The organism is Amycolatopsis sp. NPDC051071, from assembly GCF_040682875.1.
In the GTDB taxonomy this organism is placed as follows: Bacteria; Actinomycetota; Actinomycetes; order Mycobacteriales; family Pseudonocardiaceae; genus Amycolatopsis.
Genome location: NZ_JBFBBY010000033.1, coordinates 39906 through 60550, shown reverse-complemented (window position 1 = coordinate 60550; position 20645 = coordinate 39906). Strand labels below are relative to the sequence as shown.

23 protein-coding genes are annotated in these 20645 nt (G+C 67.2%); 8 read left to right on the top strand and 15 right to left on the bottom strand.

The features are described 5' to 3' along the window. Positions 1–284: 284 nt before the first annotated feature. The 6 genes from AB0M65_RS14170 to AB0M65_RS14145 form a co-directional block, all read right to left on the bottom strand. Entirely contained in the window at positions 285–1130 is an 846-nt protein-coding gene (locus AB0M65_RS14170) for a hypothetical protein (protein WP_364026607.1), read from the bottom strand. After that, positions 1127–2236: a pentapeptide repeat-containing protein gene (locus AB0M65_RS14165; RefSeq protein WP_364026604.1), complete on the bottom strand. Its 1110-nt coding sequence runs from the start codon at positions 2234–2236 to the stop codon at positions 1127–1129. Before AB0M65_RS14165 ends, AB0M65_RS14170 begins: the two co-directional genes overlap by 4 nt. A gap of 4 nt (positions 2237–2240) precedes the next feature. Next, entirely contained in the window at positions 2241–3101 is an 861-nt protein-coding gene (locus AB0M65_RS14160; RefSeq protein ID WP_364026601.1) for a Twin-arginine translocation protein TatA, read from the bottom strand. A 197-nt stretch (positions 3102–3298) separates the two neighbouring features. After that, entirely contained in the window at positions 3299–4144 is an 846-nt protein-coding gene (locus AB0M65_RS14155) for a lysozyme (RefSeq protein WP_364026598.1), read from the bottom strand. Positions 4145–4334: 190 nt separating this feature from the next. Next, positions 4335–5090, bottom strand: a complete 756-nt coding sequence (locus tag AB0M65_RS14150; protein ID WP_364026595.1) for a lysozyme — start codon at positions 5088–5090, stop codon at positions 4335–4337. Positions 5091–5255: 165 nt separating this feature from the next. Continuing rightward, positions 5256–5885 carry a type VII secretion system-associated protein gene (locus AB0M65_RS14145; protein WP_364026616.1) on the bottom strand — a complete coding sequence of 210 codons (630 nt, stop codon included), beginning with the start codon at positions 5883–5885 and terminating at the stop codon, positions 5256–5258. A 53-nt stretch (positions 5886–5938) separates the two neighbouring features. Between AB0M65_RS14145 and AB0M65_RS14140 the strand changes: the two genes are divergently transcribed. Beyond that, the gene (locus AB0M65_RS14140; RefSeq protein ID WP_364026592.1) at positions 5939–6319 is read left to right on the top strand and encodes a sterol carrier family protein; all 381 of its coding nucleotides are present in this window, start codon (positions 5939–5941) and stop codon (positions 6317–6319) included. Between the two features lie 87 nt (positions 6320–6406). On the opposite strand, the gene AB0M65_RS14135 is transcribed toward AB0M65_RS14140, so the two are convergent. Continuing rightward, entirely contained in the window at positions 6407–7204 is a 798-nt protein-coding gene (locus AB0M65_RS14135; protein ID WP_364026613.1) for an SAM-dependent methyltransferase, read from the bottom strand. Between the two features lie 205 nt (positions 7205–7409). Between AB0M65_RS14135 and AB0M65_RS14130 the strand changes: the two genes are divergently transcribed. The 6 genes from AB0M65_RS14130 to arfB all read left to right on the top strand — a co-directional run bounded on the left by AB0M65_RS14130 (position 7410) and on the right by arfB (position 12553). Then, on the top strand, positions 7410–8288 hold the full coding sequence (locus AB0M65_RS14130) for a helix-turn-helix transcriptional regulator (protein ID WP_364026589.1): 879 nt from the start codon (positions 7410–7412) through the stop codon (positions 8286–8288). Positions 8289–8571: 283 nt separating this feature from the next. Next, positions 8572–8811 (top strand): DUF397 domain-containing protein, encoded by a 240-nt coding sequence (locus tag AB0M65_RS14125; RefSeq protein ID WP_364026586.1) that lies wholly within the window; start codon positions 8572–8574, stop codon positions 8809–8811. After that, positions 8795–9196 carry a hypothetical protein gene (locus AB0M65_RS14120; protein WP_364026583.1) on the top strand — a complete coding sequence of 134 codons (402 nt, stop codon included), beginning with the start codon at positions 8795–8797 and terminating at the stop codon, positions 9194–9196. The genes AB0M65_RS14125 and AB0M65_RS14120 overlap by 17 nt, the downstream gene beginning before the upstream one ends. Before the next feature lie 237 nt (positions 9197–9433). Continuing rightward, entirely contained in the window at positions 9434–10972 is a 1539-nt protein-coding gene (gene purF / locus AB0M65_RS14115) for an amidophosphoribosyltransferase (protein WP_364026580.1), read from the top strand. Between the two features lie 32 nt (positions 10973–11004). Continuing rightward, a complete protein-coding gene (gene purM, locus AB0M65_RS14110; RefSeq protein WP_364026577.1) occupies positions 11005–12075 on the top strand; it encodes a phosphoribosylformylglycinamidine cyclo-ligase in 1071 nt (356 codons plus the stop codon). A gap of 46 nt (positions 12076–12121) precedes the next feature. Then, the gene (arfB, locus tag AB0M65_RS14105) at positions 12122–12553 is read left to right on the top strand and encodes an alternative ribosome rescue aminoacyl-tRNA hydrolase ArfB (RefSeq protein WP_364026574.1); all 432 of its coding nucleotides are present in this window, start codon (positions 12122–12124) and stop codon (positions 12551–12553) included. On the opposite strand, the gene AB0M65_RS14100 is transcribed toward arfB, so the two are convergent. The 5 genes from AB0M65_RS14100 to AB0M65_RS14080 all read right to left on the bottom strand — a co-directional run bounded on the left by AB0M65_RS14100 (position 12542) and on the right by AB0M65_RS14080 (position 16389). Then, positions 12542–13300 carry a GNAT family N-acetyltransferase gene (locus AB0M65_RS14100; RefSeq protein WP_364026571.1) on the bottom strand — a complete coding sequence of 253 codons (759 nt, stop codon included), beginning with the start codon at positions 13298–13300 and terminating at the stop codon, positions 12542–12544. The genes arfB and AB0M65_RS14100 overlap by 12 nt on opposite strands. A 506-nt stretch (positions 13301–13806) precedes the next feature. Beyond that, a complete protein-coding gene (locus tag AB0M65_RS14095) occupies positions 13807–14706 on the bottom strand; it encodes a Gfo/Idh/MocA family oxidoreductase (RefSeq protein ID WP_364026568.1) in 900 nt (299 codons plus the stop codon). A 109-nt stretch (positions 14707–14815) separates the two neighbouring features. After that, on the bottom strand, positions 14816–15190 hold the full coding sequence (locus AB0M65_RS14090) for a hypothetical protein (protein ID WP_364026565.1): 375 nt from the start codon (positions 15188–15190) through the stop codon (positions 14816–14818). A 63-nt stretch (positions 15191–15253) separates the two neighbouring features. Then, positions 15254–16114 carry a 3-hydroxybutyryl-CoA dehydrogenase gene (locus tag AB0M65_RS14085; RefSeq protein WP_364026562.1) on the bottom strand — a complete coding sequence of 287 codons (861 nt, stop codon included), beginning with the start codon at positions 16112–16114 and terminating at the stop codon, positions 15254–15256. Positions 16115–16203: 89 nt separating this feature from the next. Beyond that, positions 16204–16389, bottom strand: coding sequence for a DUF3073 domain-containing protein (locus AB0M65_RS14080; RefSeq protein WP_020632289.1), 186 nt, complete (start codon positions 16387–16389; stop codon positions 16204–16206). Between the two features lie 207 nt (positions 16390–16596). On the opposite strand from AB0M65_RS14080, the gene AB0M65_RS14075 reads away from it, so the two are divergent. Next, a complete protein-coding gene (locus tag AB0M65_RS14075; RefSeq protein ID WP_364026557.1) occupies positions 16597–17496 on the top strand; it encodes a hypothetical protein in 900 nt (299 codons plus the stop codon). On the opposite strand, the gene AB0M65_RS14070 is transcribed toward AB0M65_RS14075, so the two are convergent. The 3 genes from AB0M65_RS14070 to AB0M65_RS14060 form a co-directional block, all read right to left on the bottom strand. Beyond that, positions 17493–18440, bottom strand: a complete 948-nt coding sequence (locus AB0M65_RS14070) for an asparaginase (protein ID WP_364026554.1) — start codon at positions 18438–18440, stop codon at positions 17493–17495. The genes AB0M65_RS14075 and AB0M65_RS14070 overlap by 4 nt on opposite strands. Beyond that, the gene (locus AB0M65_RS14065; protein WP_364026551.1) at positions 18437–19000 is read right to left on the bottom strand and encodes an aerial mycelium formation protein; all 564 of its coding nucleotides are present in this window, start codon (positions 18998–19000) and stop codon (positions 18437–18439) included. The genes AB0M65_RS14070 and AB0M65_RS14065 overlap by 4 nt, the downstream gene beginning before the upstream one ends. Positions 19001–19399: 399 nt before the next feature. Beyond that, entirely contained in the window at positions 19400–20608 is a 1209-nt protein-coding gene (locus AB0M65_RS14060; protein ID WP_364026548.1) for a tyrosine-type recombinase/integrase, read from the bottom strand. Positions 20609–20645: the final 37 nt, after the last annotated feature.

Below are 20645 nucleotides of genomic sequence, written 5' to 3'. Positions count from 1 at the left end.
TTCCCCAGTACGTGAAGGCCCCCTTCCTTGCGCCTAGCGCAAGGAAGGGGGCCTTCATGTACTTCACGCGAGCAACGCCGCAGGTGACGCGTAAGTTTTCAAAAGCGGGTTCGTTCTAACGACCCAAAACACTCACGAGACCCTGCCCGCTCGGTACCGGCGCCCGTTGCGCCTAGGTACATGAAGGCCCCCTTCCTTGCGCCTAGGTACAGGAAGGGGGCCTTCACGTACCTAGGCAAGGAGACGGTAGGTACCCAAGACACTCTTGGCCTTAACAACCCAAATCACTCACGAGCAGGCAAAGCCGACCCGGGCGCGAACTTGGCGCCCTCCAGCGACGGCGGCTCCGCGAAGATGGCCTTGCCGAAGTCGACCGGGGTCTCGACGGTCAGGTCGTCCAGCAGTACCGGCCGTTTGAAAATCGCTCCGGCGAGTCTGAGATTGCCGTGGATCCGCACGTGCTTGAGCGAGAACTTCCCGGCGAGTTCGGCGTTCTCGAGGTCGAGGTGATGCAGTACCTCACTGCGATCCGCGCCGAACCAGCCGACCCGCCTCGCCGTCAGTTCCAGCTTGTCGAGCCGCGCGTCGCTGAGGTTGAGCCCGAACGTCGGACCGGTGGTCCCGGCGTGCGGCAGGATGTCGCGGATCAGCCGTTCGGCCGCACGCCGGACCAGCCGTTCCCGCTCCGCGGCCGCCTTGCTTTCGTTGTTCCACACGGTGTCACTCGTGAACTTCGGATGGTCGAACGGCCGCCGCAGGTACGCGCACAGCACGTCGAGCACGGTCTGCCGGTACTCCGGCCGCGTCCTGGCCAGCCCCGCGAGCGAATGCATCGCGCCGACGCGCACCTGGTCGGCGTCGTTGCCCAGCAGTTCGATCGACTTGGCGAAGCGTTCGTCGGAGATCCGGCTGCGCTCGATCTCGTGCCGGTCCTCCTCGGTGCGCCTACGCCGGTCGTTGAGCCAGAGCCCGTACAGCGCGGCGATCGCCCCGCCCGCCAGCGCACCGGTCTTGAGCGCGTCACCGCGGCTCGTCGCCGGATCCGCGAGCAGCCAGCCGGTGACCCCGGCCAGCACCACGATCGACGACAGCAACGTCCACAGCAGCGGAGACCTGAGCAGTCGTCTCATATGTCCTTCATCGTGAGCCGGGCCCGGCCGCCGGGTAACGTCTCGACGGACCAGCCGTCCGGCAGCGCGTACTCCTTCGCCGGTTCCACCGTCGTGTTGTACAACGACACGGATTTCGGTGCCTTGCCGAACTTCAGGTCGCCGAAGCCTTCGAACCGGGCCCGTCGCAGGTCGAGCGAATCCCCGAACTCGCTTTCGCGGAAGACCGCGTTCTTCGCGAAGACACTGTCCTTAAAGGACGCAGGGCCCGCGAAGATCGTGCCGTCGAACTCGGCGTCCTCGTCGAATCGCACCCCGCTGAACCACGCCCGCTGTTCGAACTTCGTTCCGGCGCACCGGAAGTACCCGATCCGCTTGTCCTTGACCGTGCCCGCGCCGGTCAGATAGACCGGCCCGAGGAACACGCAACCGGAAAGGTTGGTGCTGTTGTACAGCCCGCCGTAGCGGAGCAGTAGTTTGCCGACCTTCCGGTTCGAAAGGTCGAAGTACTCCAGCACCGCCCCGGTCAGGTCGAGGTCGTATCCCGGCGTGTCCTCGGAATCCGCGGCCGGGAGCAGTTCCCCGATGAGCCGTTGCGCGGTCTGCCGCACCTGGAGTTCCTGCTCCTGCTCCTGGCTTCCTGGCTTGGGCAGGGCATTCCCGGCAAGCTTCGCCTCGCCTTCGTACCGCGGATGCTTGAACGGCCGCCGCAAGTACGAGCACAGGATGTCCAGCACCGTCTGCCGGTAGATCGCCCGCCCGCGCGCCAGCCCGGCCAGTGCGTGGAGGGCCCCCACCCGCACCTGGTCGGCGTCGTGCCCGAGCAGTTCGACGGCCTTCGCGAACCGCTCGTCCGAGATCCGGTCGCGGTCCTGGTCGGCCCGCCGCAGTTCGAGTTCTTGGCGCTGCCGTTCGGTTTCCTGCCGCCGCTCCTCGACGCGGCGCCGCCGGTCGTTGAGCCACAACGCGTAGAGCGCGACGATCGCGCCACCGGCGATGCCGCCGGTCTTCAACGCCTCGCTGCGGCTGGTCGCCGGATCGGTCAGCAACCAGCCGCCGACGGCGAGCAGCAGGACGAGCGAAACCACGAACGTCCACAGCAACGGCGAGCGAAGCAACCGCTTCATCACGTCAGAAGACGAAGAAGTTGCGTACGCAGAAGGACTTGTCCGGGTTGTCGTCCGAGGAGATCCCCGATCCGCTCACCTTCTTGCCCTTGACCGTGCCCTCGATGTCACCGGTGATGAAGCCGTCACCGATGCCGGAGGTCGTGGTGACTTCCAGCTGCGACGGCGCCGGGGCCATGATGTCGATCGAGTCGCCCATGGTCGTCTTCATGTCCGCGCAGACCAGCGACAACGCGCCCGCCTTGTCACCGGCGCTCACCTTGGCGAGGAAGTCCTTGAGGTTCTGGACGCCCTTCGGGTTGCCTTCGGAACCCGTGCCACCGCTTTCGGTGCTCTTCGGGCTGCTCTTGGGCGCGCTCGACTTCGGGCTGCTCTTCGGCGCGGAAGTCGGGGCCTTGCCGGACGACGACGCCGGCGGCGCGGCCGTGTTGTTGCCCTCGTCCTTGCTCAGCAGGAAGCCCGGCGCGACGAAGCCGGTGACACCGAAGGCGATCAGCACGACGACGCCGATCACGATCCCGATGATCAGCCCGGTCTTGCTCTTCGGCGGCGGCGCGGGCGGGCCGCCGTAACCCTGCGGGTAGCCGGGGTTGTTCGGGTCCCAGCCCTGCTGCTGCGCGTTCGGGTCCCAGCCCGCCTGCTGCTGCGGGTACTGCTGGGTCTGCTCCCAGCCTTGCTGCTGCCCGCCCTGCGGATACTGCTGCGTCTGGTCCCAGCCCTGTTGCTGTCCACCCTGCTGACCGAACTGCTGGGGCTGGCCGTACTGCTGGGTCTGGTCCCATCCACCCTGCTGCGGGTAGCCGCCGGGCTGCTGCCCCTGTGGGTCCTGGCCATAGGGCTGGCCGGGCTGGGGTGGGTAGGTCATCGCTGTTCGCCTTCCGTGCTGGGGCCTGAGGCTCCGATCAGACGGACGGCGGTCTGCCGTGGTTCCGGATCCGCCCGTACCAGGAGTTTCAGGGGGCATTCTGCTCGGAAGGTACCTCCCGCGCGAAAGCGGCTCCCGGCCGCGCTCGCCATCTGAGACGAGCGGGCTGGGAGCCGCTTTCGCGCGGAACGCGCAGCTCAGCCGTTGGCCAGTGCCTGCAAGCGGTCGTAGGCGCCGTTGAAGGTGTTCTGGTCGAGTGGGCTGGAGGTGTACTGCCACACGGTGTAGAAGCCCCAGCCGTACGGAAGCGCACCCACCGACGAGGCGTAACGCGCGATCCACAGCGGAACCGTGCCACCGAAGTTCTGCGTCGTCCCGACGCAGGTGCTCCACCAGTTCGTCGACGTGTAGATGACCGGCCAGCGGCCGGTGCGTGCGTGGTAGCGGTCGTGGAACGCCCGGATCCAGGCCCCCATGGCCGACTGGCTCAAGCCGTAGCAGGTGGCGCCGTAGGGGTTGTACTCCATGTCCAGCGCGCCCGGCAGGGTCTTGCCGTCCTTGGACCAGCCCCCGCCGTTGTTGACGAAGTAGTCGGCTTGCACCGCGCCGGAGGAAACGTTGGGCAGCGCGAAGTGGTACGCGCCGCGGATGAAGCCCTGGTTGTAGGAACCGTTGTACTGCTGGGCGAAGTACGGGTTCTTGTAGCCGGTGCCTTCGGTGGTCTTCGCCCACACGAAGCGCTTGCCCTGGCCCCACCAGTTGGCCCAGTCGACGTTGCCCTGGTAGCTGGCGACGTCCATGCCCGCGACGGTCGCGAGCACGCCGGCTTCAGGCTGCGGCCGGGCCGCCTTCTCCTTGGACTCCGGGGTGGAGGTGTCGCCTTCCACGCGCCGGATCTGCGATCCGATGGTGTGGTTGTTCTGCTGGAGATCCTGGTCGATCGACATGATCTCGGGGGACGGGGCGGCCGACGCCTGGACCGTGCTGCTGAGCAGGAGCAGCGCGGTGCCGACGGCGATGACGACTCTTCGGGAAGTGCGCATACGACAATCCCTTCAACGGATAACCCTCGCTGAGGACGACTAACTGCAGGTGGTAGCCGTCCGGGCACGATTGTTGACGACGAGTGCCGGGTTTGTCACTAACTTCCGTGAAATTGGTACTACGCGTGGGTGATTTTCATTTCCATCTTGGCGATGCTGTGTGATCTTGTAACACCCACTCGGGCGGGACTCATCCCTGTGACAGCGCGCGCACGTGATCTTCCGTGCCGTTGAACCAGTTCTGATCGCCGGGCAGGCTGCCCTTGTTCGAGAACTGCCAGATGGTGTGGGTCCGCCAGCTGGCAGGCAGCTCGCCGATCTCGGTGTTGTAGCGCGCGATCCACAGCGGGTTCTGCCAGAAGACGTTGCTGTTGCCGGTGCAGTGCTTCCACCAGCTCGTCGACGTGTAGATCGCCGGATGCCGCCCGGTCCGCCGCAGGTAGGTCTCGGCGAAGGACGTCATCCACGCGACCATCTGCCCGGGCGACTTGCCGTAACAGGTTTCGCCGTAAGGGTTGTACTCGACGTCGAGCGCACCCGGCAGGGTCCTGCCGTCGCCGGACCAGCCGCCGCCGTTGTCCACGAAGTAGCGCGCCTGCGAAGCGCCGTCCGAGATGTCGGGACGCGCGAAGTGGTAAGCCCCGCGGATCATGCCGACGTCGTAGGAACCGTTGTACTGCTGGAGAAACCGGGGATTGACGAACCCGGTGCCCTCGGTCGCCTTGACGTAGACGAACCTCCCGCCGGTCCTGGCCGCGCCGGGCCAGTCGACGTCGCCCTGATGTCCGCTGACGTCGTGGCCCAGCGCCTGCGCTTCGCCGCCGCCGTAGAGCGGCACGAGCGCCGCGTTGACGCCTTCGTGCAACGCGATCTGCGAGCCGGCGGAATGCTCCTCGGCCCCGTCGTACCTTGGCCCCGCTTCGTTGGCGACGGCGGGAGTCCGCATGAGCAGCAAGACCCCTGCCGCGAGGACGGCCCCCCAGCCTTTCGAACACTTTCTGCGACTCTTCACGTCGCCACGATCCCCCGGGAAAAGGAAATCAGCGACTCGAAGTTCACTCGGAAGAGTTGCGTTCAGCTTGAATAAATTGAGCCGAGTGGGTTAATCGGCCTACTGACGGCGCTCGTCCGAAAGGGCTTTGTCGAGGTGCTCCGACGGGACGATCGCGGTGAGCCGGTCGTGCGGGTTGATCGTCACCGGATGCCCGGCGAGCAGCGGGACCATGTCCCGGCCCAGTACCGCGCGGGCGTGCGGCCATTCGCTCGGGACCAGCGACTTCGCCGTGTACGCCGGTACGAGGACCTGGCCGTCGGTGTTGTGGAAGCCGATGACCGTGCGCTGCACCGGTGAAAGCGCGTAGACGAACAGCGTCGAGTCGAGGAAGACCCGCGGCAGGTCGGCGACCGGGCGGTGCTTGGTGCGTACCAGCTGGAGCAACTGCTCGAGCTCGTTACGCGGATCCGGGAAGCCGAGCGCCTTCGGGGAGGGGCGGTAGCGGTCGTTGGGGTGGAAGTCCTCGACGATCTCGCCCGCGCCGTTCACCGGATACGCGCCGACGACCGCCCAGGACGGCACCGGGCCGTTGGGGTCGAAGGCCTCGTCGATGACGTACAGCCAGCTGTTGGGGTTGGCCTTGGCGTTGGCCCGCATCTCGTCGGTGATCTCCGGCTTGTGTTTCCCGCGCTTCCCCGCCGGGCTCGACGCCAACCGATCCGCCTCGTCCCGCTGCGCCATCGCCATCCCCACGTTCCGGGTGCCTGAAGGTTTGTTCGCGCTCACTCTACTGTTCTCCCATGGCCTCTTTGCGTTCGGTCGACCCCGCTGAGTTACGTGCCGCGATCACGGCGATTTTCCCCTGGTTGAGCGGATCCGGTGCGGAACCGGCACGCCCCGAACTCGCCGCCGCGGTACGGCTGAGCCTGCGGACACTGGCCGCGGACGCGCCAGGGAAAAGTGTCGAAGTGCGGGTGCCGCCGTTCGCGGCGGTGCAGTGCGTCGAAGGATTGCGCCACACTCGCGGGACGCCGCCGAACATCGTCGAAACGGATCCGCGTACGTGGCTGGAACTGGCGACCGGGCGGCTCGGCTGGGCCGACGCCGTCGAATCGGGGCGGGTCACCGCCTCCGGGACGCGCGCCGATCTGGCTCACTGGCTGCCGCTGGTCCGCCTCTGAACCCGCTTGGTCCCGATGTCATGAAAGGGTCTTTCAAGACACTTTTTGTCCTGAAAGACCCTTTCATGACATCCCTGAGCCCAGGTCTCAGACCTTCCGGCCGATCCCGCCCGAGATCGTCCGCTGCGCGGCGTTCAGCTCTTTGATCCGCGGGCCGTCCGGCCACCAGTCGGCGCACAGGGTGACGCCGGGGTCGACCATCTCGAGATCGTGGAACAGCTCCTCGATCTCGGCCTTGGTACGGAAGGTGCCCGAGCCCATCGGGCTGTGGATGAAGAAGTCCTCCATCTTGCGGGCGACCTCGGACAACTCGTCCTGCGGGTCGGAGAAGTGCGAGATCGCCACGTACGAACCCGAGGGCAGCGCGTCGATGTACTTCTTCATGATCTTGGCGGGCTCTTCCTTCGGCCCGTTGTAGTGGTGCAGGGTCCCGAGCTGCAGCAACGCGATCGGCTGGGCGAAGTCGAGGTGCCGCTGGATGTCGGGATTCCCGAGGATCCGCTCCGGCTCGAAGATGTCGTCCGACACGAAGTGGGTGTTCTCGTTCTCTTCGAGCAGGGCACGCCCGTGTGCGAGTACGACCGGGTCGTTGTCGACGTAGACGACCTTGATCTCCGGATTGGTCCGCTGCACGACCTGGTGCGTGTTCTCCGCGGTCGGGAGGCCGGAGCCGAGGTCGAGGAACTGGGTGATACCCGTCTGGCTGGCGATGAACCGGCAGGCGCGGATGAGGAAGCCGCGGTTCTCGGTCGCCAGGTCCTGCGCTTCGGGAGCGGCCTGCTGGACCTTGCGCAGCACCTCCCGGTCGATCTCGTAGTTGTCCTTGCCGAGGAGGAAGGCGTCGTACACGCGGGCGATGCTGGCCCGGGTCGGGTCGACACCCACTGGCACTCGTTCCGTCCTGGTCGGGGTGTCGGGCATCTTGAACCTCACAAAACTGTGTCGGAAGTCTCGGACTCTACGTACAGTAGAACCACGCTCGCGGCGGGTAAACCAAGCCATCCCTGTCGTGTCCAGGTCCAAACGTGTACTTTGAGTAATCGGGCTTGATCCCTCTGGTGTGTAGCGGCGTACGAAAGGTCCCCGGTCGATGAACGCGGTCAACCCGCCCGGCGGTGAGCAAGCCCTGGGTCCCACCGCGCGGCGGATGATCCTCGGTTCACAGCTCCGGCGGATGCGTGAGGACGCGGGCATCACGCGCCAGGAGGCCGGCTACAGCATCCGCGGCTCCGAGTCGAAGATCAGCCGTCTCGAACTCGGCCGCGTGGGTTTCAAGGAACGCGACGTCGCCGACCTGCTGACGATGTACGGGATGACCGACACCGGCGAGCGGCAGCAGTTCCTCGACATGGTCAAGGAGTCGAACGAGCCGGGCTGGTGGCGCCGCTACGGCGATCTGATGCCGAGCTGGTTCAACGACCTGGTCGGGCTCGAAGAGGCCGCGGCCCGGATCCAGGTCTGGGAGCCGCTGTACGTCACGGGTCTGCTGCAGACCGAGGCCTACGCGCGGGCCATCATGAGCCACGGCCGCAAGGACATGGTCAACGAGCAGATCGATCGCCGGGTCGCGCTGCGGATGCGGCGGCAGAAGATGCTGTCGCGGCCGGACGCGCCGCGCCTTTGGCTCGTCATCGACGAGTCGGTGCTGTACCGGCCGATCGGCGATCGCGAGATCCTCAAGGGTCAGATCGACTACCTGCTCGAAATGATCCAGCAGCCGAACATCTCGGTGCAGATCCTCCCGTTCGACCGGAGCGGTTACTCCGCCGACAGCGCGTTCTCGCTGCTCAGGTTCGCGGAAGAGGAATTGCCGAACATCGCCTACACCGAATACCTGACCGGCGCGCACTACATCGACAAGCGCGACGAGATCGAGCGGTACAGCCGGGCGCTGGACATGCTCGCGGTCGACGCCGAGACGCCGGACCGCAGCCGTCAGATGCTGCAGAAGCGTCGCGCGGCCATCTGAGCCGCTCACCGTTGTGGGTTCGCAGCCGTTCCGGTGACGCCAGGGGGTTCCTTGCGTGCACGCGAAAACCCGGTCACGACAGGTAGTTATTCACCCGATAGAGGCAAGAGTCCTCACGCTTCGGTGGCACTCGCGAGGCCTTAAGTCCTCACCGCACGCGAATTCTGCAAAAACTTCTGCACGTGCATTTACCGTTGCAGTCACACGTGCTAACTTTGGGATCACAGGCAAATGCACATGCAGATGCATCGCCCGAAGTCTTTTGTCGGGGAAGGTGGGGACCATGGCTGAACAGTTCGACAACGGCATCCCGGCCGATCGTCTTATCGGTGCGCGATGGCGCAAGGCGAGTTACAGCAACGCGATCGGCAACTGTGTTGAGGTCGCTCCGCTGGCCAACGGCGAGATCGCGATGCGCAACTCGCGATTCCCGACCGGGCCCGCCCTCGTGTACACCCAGGCCGAGATGGCCGCGTTCCTGGCGGGAGCGAAAGACGGCGAATTCGATGATGTTCTCGGGTGACACCATCACCGCGGAAATCACCGACATCGAGTCCGGCCTGCGGGAACTGATCCACCGCGGATACCAGTTCGTGCACCCGTGCGACGCGAACGGCGAGGTTCTGGCCGTGGTCGGCGTGCGAGTCCACGACAACGTGGTCGACGTGGTCCGGCTCAACGCCGAGAACGACGTCATCGCGACCCGTATGCCCGGCACCGAGGAGGACATCCTCGAGCCGGAAGTGTGGCTGTGGCGGTCCGCCGGCGACGCGGCGACGGTGCTGACGGCACTGCTCGCGCTCCCGGACGAGCGGGCACCCGGCTCGCTGCGCCTCCCGGAGACCGCTTCCAGCGGTTGCTGGGTGCCCGGCCGTGGCGGCACGTCCAAGTGGCTGGCCGCTGGTTGAAGAAACGGCCGGTTGAAAGCGGCCGGTTGATTCACCACACCTCAAGCACAGTCGACCGCCTCTGTCGAGGGGGAGCGGCCGGCTGGTCGGGGGTCGTGAGTGGCGGGTCTTGACCCTCGCTCGTCACTCACGGTCATTGCCCAAAGCGTGTCCAGTGCCACGTCGCTCAAGGCGTTGATCTCCTGCCCACCGTTTACACTGGTGGTGGCCTACCCTCTTCTTCTTGGGAGCACCTCGGTGGTTTCCGACCCGTCCCTCGCCGGACAGCCCGTGACCGACCAGCCCGATCCGGAACCCCGCGAGGAATGCGGTGTCTTCGGTGTCTGGGCGCCCGGAGAAGAGGTCGCGAAGCTGACCTACTACGGGCTCTACGCACTTCAGCACCGCGGCCAGGAAGCGGCAGGCATCTCGGTCTCCGACGGTTCGCAGATCGTCGTCTTCAAGGACCTCGGCCTGGTCAGCCAGGTGTTCGACGAGCAGGTCCTGCAGTCGCTGCAAGGACATATCGCCGTCGGCCACTGCCGCTACTCGACCACCGGCGCGACCATCTGGGAGAACGCGCAGCCGATCTTCCGTACCACCGCCACCGGCAGTGGACTGTCGTTCGCGCACAACGGGAACCTGGTCAACACTGCCGAACTGCGCGACCGCACGGTCGCCGCCGGCATCAAACCGCACCTCGGTCTGACCGGTTCCTCCAGTGACTCCGACCTGGTGTGCGGGCTGCTCGCGGCCAACGCCGCCGACAAGGGCATCGAGGCAGCCGCGCTGGAACTGCTGCCCACCCTCAAGGGCGCGTTCTGCCTGGTCTTCGCCGACGAGTCCACCCTCTACGCCGCCCGCGACCCGCACGGTGTGCACCCGCTGGTGCTCGGCAGGCTTGAACGCGGCTGGGTGGTCGCGAGTGAAACCGCCGCGCTGGACATCTGCGGTGCGTCGTTCGTCCGCGAGGTCGAGCCCGGCGAGCTCATCGCGATCAACGCCGAAGGCCTGCGCTCCTCGCGGTTCGCGAACCCCGAGCCCAAGGGCTGTGTCTTCGAGTACGTCTACCTCGCGCGCCCCGACACCTCGATCGCCGGCCGCAGCGTGCACGCCACCCGCGTCGAGATCGGCCGCAAGCTCGCCGTCGAGCATCCGGCCGACGCCGACCTGGTCATGCCGGTGCCCGAATCCGGCACTCCGGCCGCGATCGGCTACGCACAGGGCTCCGGCATCCCCTACGGCACTGGCCTGGTGAAGAACGCCTACGTCGGCCGCACCTTCATCCAGCCGTCGCAGACCATTCGCCAGCTGGGCATCCGGCTGAAGCTGAACCCGCTGCGCGACGTCATCCGCGGCAAACGGCTCGTCGTGGTCGACGACTCCATCGTCCGCGGCAACACCCAGCGCGCGCTCGTCCGCATGCTGCGGGAGGCGGGCGCCCTCGAAGTGCACGTCCGGATCGCCTCCCCGCCGGTGCGCTGGCCGTGTTTCTACGGCATCGACTTCGCCTCCCGCGCCGAACTGGTGGCCAACGGCGTCGACCTCGACGGCATCCGCCGCTCCATCGGCGCGGACACCTTGGGGTACATCTCCCTCGACGGACTGGTCGCGGCGTCGGAGCAGCCGAAGTCGCGGCTGTGCACGGCGTGCTTCTCCGGCGAATACCCGATCCCGCTGCCCGACGACGCGCTGATCGGCAAGCATCTGCTGGAGAGCCTGGACTCGGTCAATGGCGCGGCGAAGCCCGTCACCCCGGCCGGGTACGGTGCTGAAGACGCCGTCCGGCGTCCCTAGTCCCTTTTCTTTCAGAGTTGGAGTCCGCTTCCGTGAGCGAGTCCACGAGCGCCACGTACGCCTCCGCCGGAGTCAGCATCGACGCCGGTGACAAAGCCGTTGAGCTGCTCAAACCACACGCCGCGAGGGCCAGCAGGCCCGAGGTGCTGGGTGGGGTCGGCGGTTTCGCCGGGCTGTTCTCACTGAAGCTGGACAAGTGGAAGGAGCCGGTGCTGGCTTCGTCCACGGACGGGGTCGGCACCAAGATCGCCGTCGCGCAGGCGCTCGACAAGCACGACACGGTCGGCATCGACCTGGTCGCGATGGTCGTCGACGATCTGGTCGTCACCGGCGCCGAGCCGCTGTTCATGCAGGACTACATCGCGGTCGGCAAGGTCGTGCCGGAGAAGATCGCGGCGCTGGTCGGCGGCATCGCCGAGGGCTGCGTCCAGGCGGGCTGCGCGCTGCTCGGCGGCGAGACCGCGGAGCACCCCGGCCTGATGGGTGAGCACGACTACGACCTCTCGGGCACCGGCATCGGCGTTGTCGAGGCGTCGAAGGTGCTCGGCCCGGAGCGGGTCCGCCCCGGTGACGTCGTCCTCGCACTCGGTTCGTCCGGTCTGCACTCCAACGGTTACTCGCTCGCCCGGCGCGTGCTGCTGGAGATCGCACGCATGCCGCTCGACGGGCACGTCGAGGAGTTCGGCCGCTCGCTCGGCGAGGAAATGCTGGAGCCGACCAAGATCTACGCGAAGGACTGCCTGGCGCTGGTCGCCGAGGCCGACGTCCGCACCTTCGCGCACATCACGGGTGGCGGTCTCGAAGCGAACCTTGCCCGCGTCATGCCGCGTGGCCTGGTCGCCAAGCTCGAACGCGGCACCTGGACCCCGGCGCCGGTGTTCGCGCTGATCGGGCACCGCGGCAAGGTCGAGCGCGCCGAACTGGAGAAGACGTTCAACATGGGCGTCGGCATGGTCGCGATCGTCGGCCCCGACGACGTCGACCGCGCGCTCGCGATGCTGACCGCACGGCACGTGCCGGCGTGGATCCTCGGTGACGTGCAGCCCGCGGAAGACCCGGACGGCCCGCGCGCCGTGCTTTCGGGTGACCACCCGCGCTTCTGACCGCGCACCTTCGAAAACGGTTTTCCCCAGGTGAGACACTGGGCTCGTGGCTGATGACGTGGTGATCGGCACCCGGTTCGTGATCCCGGGTGCCGAATTGAGCGAACGGTTCTCCCGGTCGTCGGGTCCGGGTGGGCAGGGCGTGAACACCACGGACTCGCGGGTGGAACTGTCCTTCGACGTCGCCGGTTCACCTTCGATCCCGGATCACCTCCGTGCCCGGATGCTGGACCGGCTTTCGTCACGCCTGGTCGAGGGCGTCGTCACGATCGCCGCGTCCGAACACCGCTCACAGCTGATGAACCGTGAAGCCGCGCGGGCGAGGCTGGTCATGCTGCTGGTCGACGCGTCCGCGCCCCCGGCCGCCAAACGGCGTCCCACCAAACCTTCGCGAGGTTCGAAGGAACGCCGCCTGGCCTCGAAGAAGCGCCGCGGCGAGGTCAAACGCACCCGCCGCGGTGGTATCTCAGACGATTGACAGATGCACGCATTCGGCCGCGGCCTTGAAGCCGACCCGGCCGTAGACGCGCTCCGCCTGTCCGGCGCCCGGCGTCAGGAACACCGAATGCCCACCCCGCGAATGGGCCTCGCGGGTCAGGAACTCCGTCATCACCGCGGCGATCCCGCGGCTCCGGTACTCCTCGACCACCCCGATCCCGGCGATTTCACTCGCGCCGTCGAGGATCGCCGTCGCGACCCCGCCGCCAACGCACTCACCGGTCTCTGCCAGCGCCATCACCGAGATGGTCTCCCCGGCGAGCTGACCCGGTGACGGATCGACGTGCATATCCGGGTCGTCCTCGCCGAACGCCAGGTTCTGCGCCCGGATCATCTTCCGCAACTCATCGGCCGTCTTCGGGCTGACCAGCGTGATCCCGGCGGGTTTTGGCTGCTCGACGACCTGCCCTGGAGCACAGATCATCAGCGGGACCCGCCGTTCCAGCGTGTAACCGCACTCGACGAGCACGGCCTCGGCCGCCGGGACCGCCTCGGTCAGGAACTCCAGGCGCGGCATGAGCCCACGCTTGCGGAACGCCTCGGTGAGCCGATCGACGTCGTCCTTGGCCGGGACGGCGCCGTCGTCGGGGATCGCGTAGTTGAGGAACGGGCTGGTGGCCTCGAGGTAGTACGTGGCCAGGAACGGCCCGATCCGCTCGGTTTCGCGGAACTTCGCCGCGGTGGTGCGGATATAGGACTGCAGAGCACTGATTGTTTCGGAAAGCACTGGTTGCCATGCCTTTCGGGCAAGAAAAGGGGACGCACGGGAGAACCCGCGTGCGTGATGGAGCTGGCGTGGCGCCGGCTAACTCGTGCCGACGCCGCTGACGGCGTCAGGCATGAGGCATCCCTCTTCTTTGCATAGTTGAATAGACAAGGCTTTCGCGACCACTCTCGCATCGTGGTCAAGTGATTTACCGCGGCACCGAGTACGGCGCCCAAAGTGACGCCCAAGACCTGCCATCGGCATCGTGACCAGGCACAACACCAGGAAGCAGGCCAATCCCAGCGTCATCTCCACGGCGGCCATCGCCGACGCGGAGAAGCGGTCGGCCTGTCTTCCGCGCCGGGGCGCCGTGAGTGATCTTTCCGGTAGCGGAAAAGGCCTTCCTGTGCTTGGGTTCATCCAGTGACCGTCCACAATGGAGCCTGTGGACAAACCTGTGGATGGTTGCGAAGTCGCAGGAAGAAGGTGTTATCGCACAAGGAAAAGCCTTGTGGGTGGCCTGTGTACTACTTGCCGTGCCCGGCGAGTTCGCGCGCGCGTTCGAGCAGCTTTTGAAGGTGCAGTCCGCGACGGACGTCGCAGGGGTGCGACGTCGTTCCACTCGCGGCCATCGCGGCGAAATCGTCCAAAAGCGCGGTGAACGATTCACCGGCGGAACCCGGTCTCCGGCCCAAAGTGCGATAACCGTGTTCGCCGTAAACGGCCACTTCGACGACCGTCGGCTGGATCGGCAGCCGCAGCGAGAGTGTCGCCGTACTGGTCGCACCACCCGCGTGGGCGAACAGGAGCTGCCACAGATCGTCGTCGGTCCGGTTCGCGGCGAGCACGTCGGTGATCTCGCCGAGTGCCGCGTCCAGCAGATCGAAGGCGTGCGGGCCGATGTCGAAGAGCGCGCCGGAGTCGTGCCGCCACGCCGACGACTGATACTGCCCGCCGAGCAGGGCACCCGAAAGCCAGCGCGCACCGCCGCCACGCCAGCCGCCCGCTTCGGTGATCCCGTCGAGCCAGTCCCGGGTCATCGGCGAGAAACGCAAGGTCAAGACCACAAGAGCGGCGACACCGGCGGCCTCGACCGCGTCCGCGAGCCGCTGCGCACCCTCGAGATCCGCCGCGATCGGCTTCTCCAGAATGAGATGCTTGCCCGCCTCGGCGGCCTTGACCGCCAGCTCGGCCTGAAGGGCGGGCGGGACGGCGAACGCGACAGCGTCGACCTGGTCGAGCAACTCCTCGAAGCTGCCCGCGGCCTCGGCGCCATGCACGTCGGCCAGCTCCTTCGCGGCTTCGGGACGCCTGGTCCAGACCGCGCTCAACGTCGTACCGGGGTGATCGGCGAGGCCCGGCGCGTGCACCGTCTTCGCCCACGGTCCGGCACCGACCAAGCCCGCGCGCAACTGTCCCTGTCCCACGGACCCGAGTCTAGGTGTGCTGCCGCCGTGCGAGTGCACGCACCGCCCCATCCCCGCGATTAGTCCTCTGGTCGCGGTCCTTGCGCGCGCAACTAACGCAACCAGAGGACTAATCGCGCAAGAGAGGGCGCGCCAGACGGTCGTACAGGTCCAGCAGCTCACCGAGCTTCGCCGACGTCGGGACATGCGCGGTGCCGACGTCGAAGACCCGGAACCGGTTACGCGGGGTGCGTTCGTCCGCCTCCCGGATCATCCGGTCCTGCAGCGCGAGCGGGATGATGCCGTCCCGCAGATGCCGGACGAACACCCACGGGACGCGCCCCCGAATGCCCAGGTCACCGCGGGAATCGAACGGAACCGCCCGGTCACCCCCGGCCAGCGGCGACGGTTCGGTCGCGAACGCCGAACCCGCGGTGGCGATTCCGATGAGGCCGGTCAGACCGGCGAGTGCCTTACGAAGAGTGTGCGCGCGCCGTCCATGCAACCGGGCGAACCGGTCGCAGGGACAGCCGAAGAAGTGGTCGTCCGGCGCTACGAAAGTCGCGGGTCAGGAGTAGCTGTAGAACCCGCGGCCGGTCTTCTTGCCGAGCAGGCCGGCGTCGACCATGCGCAGCAGCAGCGGCGGCGAGGAGTACAGCGGCTCCTTGAACTCGGCGTACATCGAGTCCGCGATCGCCTTGATGGTGTCCAGGCCGATCAGGTCCGAAAGCCGCAGCGGGCCCATCGGGTGCGCGGTGCCCAGCTCCATACCGCGGTCGATGTCCTCCGCCGAGGCGAAGCCCGACTCGATCATCCGGATCGCCGAAAGCAGATACGGCACGAGCAGTGAGTTCACGATGAACCCGGCGCGGTCCTGCGACCGGATCACCGTCTTGTTCAGCACCGACGTCGCGTGCTCCTCCGCGCGGCGGGAGGTGTCGTCGCTGGTCAGCAGCGAAGGCACCAGCTCGACGAGTGGAAGCACCGGGACCGGGTTGAAGAAGTGGATGCCGACCACCTGCTGCGGGCGGTTGGTGGCCATCCCGAGTTTCATGATCGGGATCGACGAGGTGTTGGACGCGAACACCGCGTCCTCACGCTCGACGATCTTGTCCAGCGACCGGAACACCTCGACCTTGGCCTGCTCCTGTTCCAGGATGGCCTCGATCACGAGGTCGCGGTCGGCGAACTCGCCGATCTCGGTGGTGAAGCGGAGCCGTCCGAGCGCCGCGTCGGCGTCTTCCTGCGAGAGCTTCCCGTTCTTGACACCGCGTCGCAGCGACTTCTCGATCCGCGCCCGGCCGGAGTCCAGCGCCGGCTGGCTCACCTCGGTGACGATCACGTCCAGACCGGCACGTGCGTGCACCTCGGCGATACCGGAGCCCATCAGCCCGGCTCCGATGACACCGACCCGCGTTACGTCGGACACGGCACTCTCCTTCGATTTTGGGCAGCACGTGACACGCGAGGGTGGATTACGAGGCAAGCCTCGATCCACCCTCGCGTGTCACGCGTTGCTCAGCGGCGGTATTCGTCGTACCCGTCGTACGGGTCGTCGTCGTCCCGCTTGTCGTCCTCGTGCCCATAATCCGAGGAACTACTGGACAGCTCGCGCTGCAAAGCATCGAAGTCGGTTTCGTGCGAGCTGTACTTGAGCTCGCGCGCCACCTTCGTCTGCTTGGCCTTAGCCCGGCCGCGCCCCATGGCTCGACCCCCTCGCACAGGGGCGGGGCGGCCGGGGGAATCGGCGGCCCCGCATCGTCTCGACAATTATTTCCTGCTGACACCGTACCGTGTCCGGGGGGTTGGATGCGACGTGGCACGGTGTGCCGGTCGCGACAGTGTTCCCCGAACGCCGGTTACCGGCCGGTCGGTGGCGATAGTCGCAGGTCGGCGTGCCACGATGCTTGTGTGCCCCGTCCGTTCGCGGCTTATCTCCGCGTCTATGAGCCCCTGCTCGCGCTGGGCGATCCACCGGACGAACGCCTGCTGCAGGCCGTCGAAGCGGCCCAGCTCGATCGTTCGGCCGCGGGCGTGCGCGAACAGCAACTGTGGCTCAAGTCACAGCATGTCGGACGGCTGCTCCCCGCCGAGCTGGCCGACGGCCGCGCCGCCCCCAGCCTGATCACCGACGTCCTCGTCCTGGACCCCGAAGACGTGCCGGAAGGTGAGCACGGCGACGCGGGGCCGGGACCGCTGGTCTGCCCGATGGAGATCCGCGCGCGCTCGGCCGCGGCACTGGTGACCTTTCTCGGTGACGCTCACCCGGCGTTGAGGAACGCGGTGCTCGACGCGGGCGGCGGCGGGATCGACGCGATCCGCTCGCGGGCGAAGTCGGCCATCGGCGACCTGTCCGCGTCGGCGTCACACACGCTCTCGACGACGTGGACCGTCCCGCTCCCGTGGTTCGTGCTGTTCGACCCCGGGATGCGCCGCGTGAAACTGGGCAAGGGCCGCGACGATCCCGAACGTGAGGTGTCATGGCGGGTCTCGATCGCCGACGCGCGGCATCGCGCCCGCGACGTCGGTGACCTGCTCGAAGCGACCTTCGGCGATTCCGGTCCGGGCCGAGTACTGCTGGAGACGCGTCGCTGGCTCGACAGCTTCCACCCCGGCTCCGCGGTCGAACTCGACTACGGCGGCCTCGTGCAGCTCTTCGCCGACCCGATCCTGCAAGCCGACACGACCGCCGAAGAAGTGCACGACATCCTCGACGCGCTCCGCACCGGCAACGTCGACGAGCTGGCCGAACTGTTCGCCGACCTGCGGGACTTCTGGGGCGACCTGGCCGCGCGGGAACGCGCGAACTAGCTGAAGAGGCCGGCGGCGACGCGTAGTTCGCCGACCGGTTTCCCGCCGCCGAGGACAGCGTCACGCGTGAGCCGCCCGGCGTCTTCGCCCGGGTCGATGCCGAGGTGGCGCAGCATCGCGAGCAGCAACGGGAGCCGAGGCCGTGCGGCGCCGTCGTCGATCTTGAGCGCCAACGCCGTGCCGTCCGGCAGGGCGAACGCGTGCACACCCTCGGCGCCGCCCTTGGAGAGCAGGCCGTCGACGCTCTTCATCAGCACGGTGTCCTCGCGGCCGGTGCCCGCGACCCGCCACGGATACGCGCGGACGGCGTCCGCGACCTGGCGTTCCGGCCCGCCCATCGCGGTGACCAACCTGCCGAACGAGCGCGCGAGGCCGGTGAGGGAGAACGCGAACAGCGGGGCGCCGCAGCCGTCGACGCCGACCGTCTCGATCGGCTCTCCGGTGAGGTCGGCGATGGTGCCCTGGATGACCTTCTGCAGTGGATGGGCCTGAGCCGCGTAGTCCTCGATAGGCCAGCCGAGCTGGACGCAGGTCGCGAGCATCGCGGCGTGTTTGCCCGAGCAGTTCATCGCGGCGCGGCGTTTCCCGGCCGCGGCGACGGCGAGCATGCTCGGCTCGTGCAGCGGGAACGCGGGCGGGCAGGCCAGCGCGTCCTCGGTGAGGCCCGCGCGGGAGAGCATCGAGAGGGAGCCCTCGACGTGGCCGGGTTCGCCGTTGTGCGATCCGCAGCCCAGCGCCAGGTCCTCGTCGCCGATGGTGAGACCGGCACGCAGCATCCCGACGGCCTGGAGCGGCTTGTTCGACGAGCGCGGATAGACCGGCCGCTCGATGTCGCCGACGGAGAACCGCACGGAACCGTCCGACGCCATGATCACCAGCGCGCCGCGGTGCGTGCTCTCCACGAAACCGGAACGGACCACCTCGACCAGGACAGGATTCGTCACTCGAGGCCGCCGCGTTCGGTGTCCAGCAAGTCGTCGACCGACGCCGTGCCCTTGCGGTAGCGGGTCGCGATCTCGGCGTTGATCGTGTCCATCACACCTTGCACTTCGCGGCGATACGAAGAGACGGAGACCTCTTCGTCGGCGTACCGGTCGAGGGCGCTGAGCAGCTTCTCGTTCGAGAGAGTGCTGACGTCGGAAAGGTCCGTGTCGCCGATGAGCGCCTCGGCGAACCGCCGGTGCTCCCCGGCCCGCGACGGCTCCAGCTGCTGATGCCTGCCCGACCCCGTTGCCGGGCCGATCGCGTTGTCCGCCAGGATCGCGGCCAGGCTTTCGACCACACTGCGCTCCCCACCCGAACTCCGGCGCTCCTGCTCGGCCCGCACGATGTCGATCCGCGCGTGCAGCAGCCGCCGCAGATACGACAGGTCGGTCTCCTCCTGCGCGGCCTCGTCACGGCGCTCGCGCAGCACGGAAAGGGTCAGCTCGCCGAGGTCGCTGAGATACCCAGGGCCGAGCACGCGGTCGATACGACGGCGACCACCGGGCCGGACTTCGATCACCGGGCTAGCTTAACGCGCGCCGGGGGAAATGTTCCGCGGGGCGCGATACCACAAGGATCTTTGCCCCTCCCGACGACCTCCCGCGCACTGCCGCTCTTTCGGTCCCGTCCAAAGCGCGCCCCCCACCCGTCCCGGGGGCGGCCCCTGGTCCAGTCTACCGGGGGTGGCGGGGGAAAAGGGCTGGTCGGCGAGGTTGTCCACAGGTTGCGCTGGTTGTGGATAACTGGTGTGGATGGGCTCTTGCTGGCCGTGAGGTGGGAAGGCCCCCTTCGCGCGGCATGGGATCGACCCAGCACGACACTTCTGGCCTCAGCAGCATCACCAGCCACGACGACGGCGCGTGAAGGCCCCCTTCTGTAGCCCCGGAGACCGGTAGCCGTCTGACCTGCGCGAACACAGCTACCGGCCTTCGGCGGTACGCAGGGGGTACACAACAGCGGAGAACACGTCATCCATGAGCGAGCGGGCGCGTTCGTGGGCCTGCTCGAACAGGTGCCCGTAGGTCTCGCTGGTGGTGACGATGGAAGCGTGTCCCATGTAGTCGCGGACCTGTTCCATGGACGCTCCCCGATGGGCCGGGCCGCCTTCGATCAGCCGGGACGCGAAGTAGTGACGAAGGTTGTGTATCCCGTGGGCGCCGCCCTTGGCGAGTTCGGCCGCCTTGATCGCGGGGTGCCAGACGTCCGGGTTCCACGCTGCCCGATCGATCAGGCCGCCCTTGGCGTTGGTGAACACGATGTGCCAGTCCTTATTGCAGCAGGTGCACCGGATCACCGTGGTCCCGTGCTTCTCCGCGTGCTGGGCAATGGCGGTCGCGGTGACGTCGGCACACGGGACCACGCGGGTCTTGCCGCCCTTCGGCTTGGCAAGGACGAGCTTTCCGCCGACGCGCTTCACCTGGTGGCGGATGGTGATCTCCTTGCGGAAGCGGTTCACGTCTTCGAGCGCGACGGCGAACGCCTCACCCTGCCGATGCCCGCACGTCGCCGACACGAGCCCGACGGGCCGTTCCCGCTCCGACATGGCGCCAAGCACGGCGTTGACCCGCTCTTGCTCCCAGATGTCCCGGACGCGTCTGTCACGCCGGGGCACCTCGACATCCCAGCCGTCGAAGGGGTGCACGGGGAGAAGCTTGGTCGAGCCGTTAACCGCAGCCCGCAGGAACGAGCCGAAATGGACGTACACAAGCTCAAGCAGGCTCGTGGAGTACTTCTCACCGTTGGGCTTGGTCTTCTCGCACATCTCCGCCCACCACTCGATAACCCGCGCCGTGGTGACGTCACACACCCGCAGGTGGCCGAACGTCGGCAAGATGTGGTTCTTGAACCGGGACGTGACCGTACGGCGCGTCTCGACGTCGGAGTAGCGCTCTTTCAGCCACTTCGGAACCGCCACCGAGACCAGGACACGCCCGGCCGTCGGATCGAACGGAACAAGCCCCTTGAGCAAGTCGCTATTGACCTTGACGTCGTGGGCCTGCGCGTCGCTCTTCTTCTCAAAAGACAGGGTCCGCGCGCCTTCGTTCCGCACGCGCCACCGCTTGCCCCGGCCGTAGTCCTTCGTGCGCTTGCGGGTGCCCTTGTGGTGCCAACGGTCCTCAACGCTCACGAGTTCGCCTCCCAGCTAGTAACCTGACTAGATACTA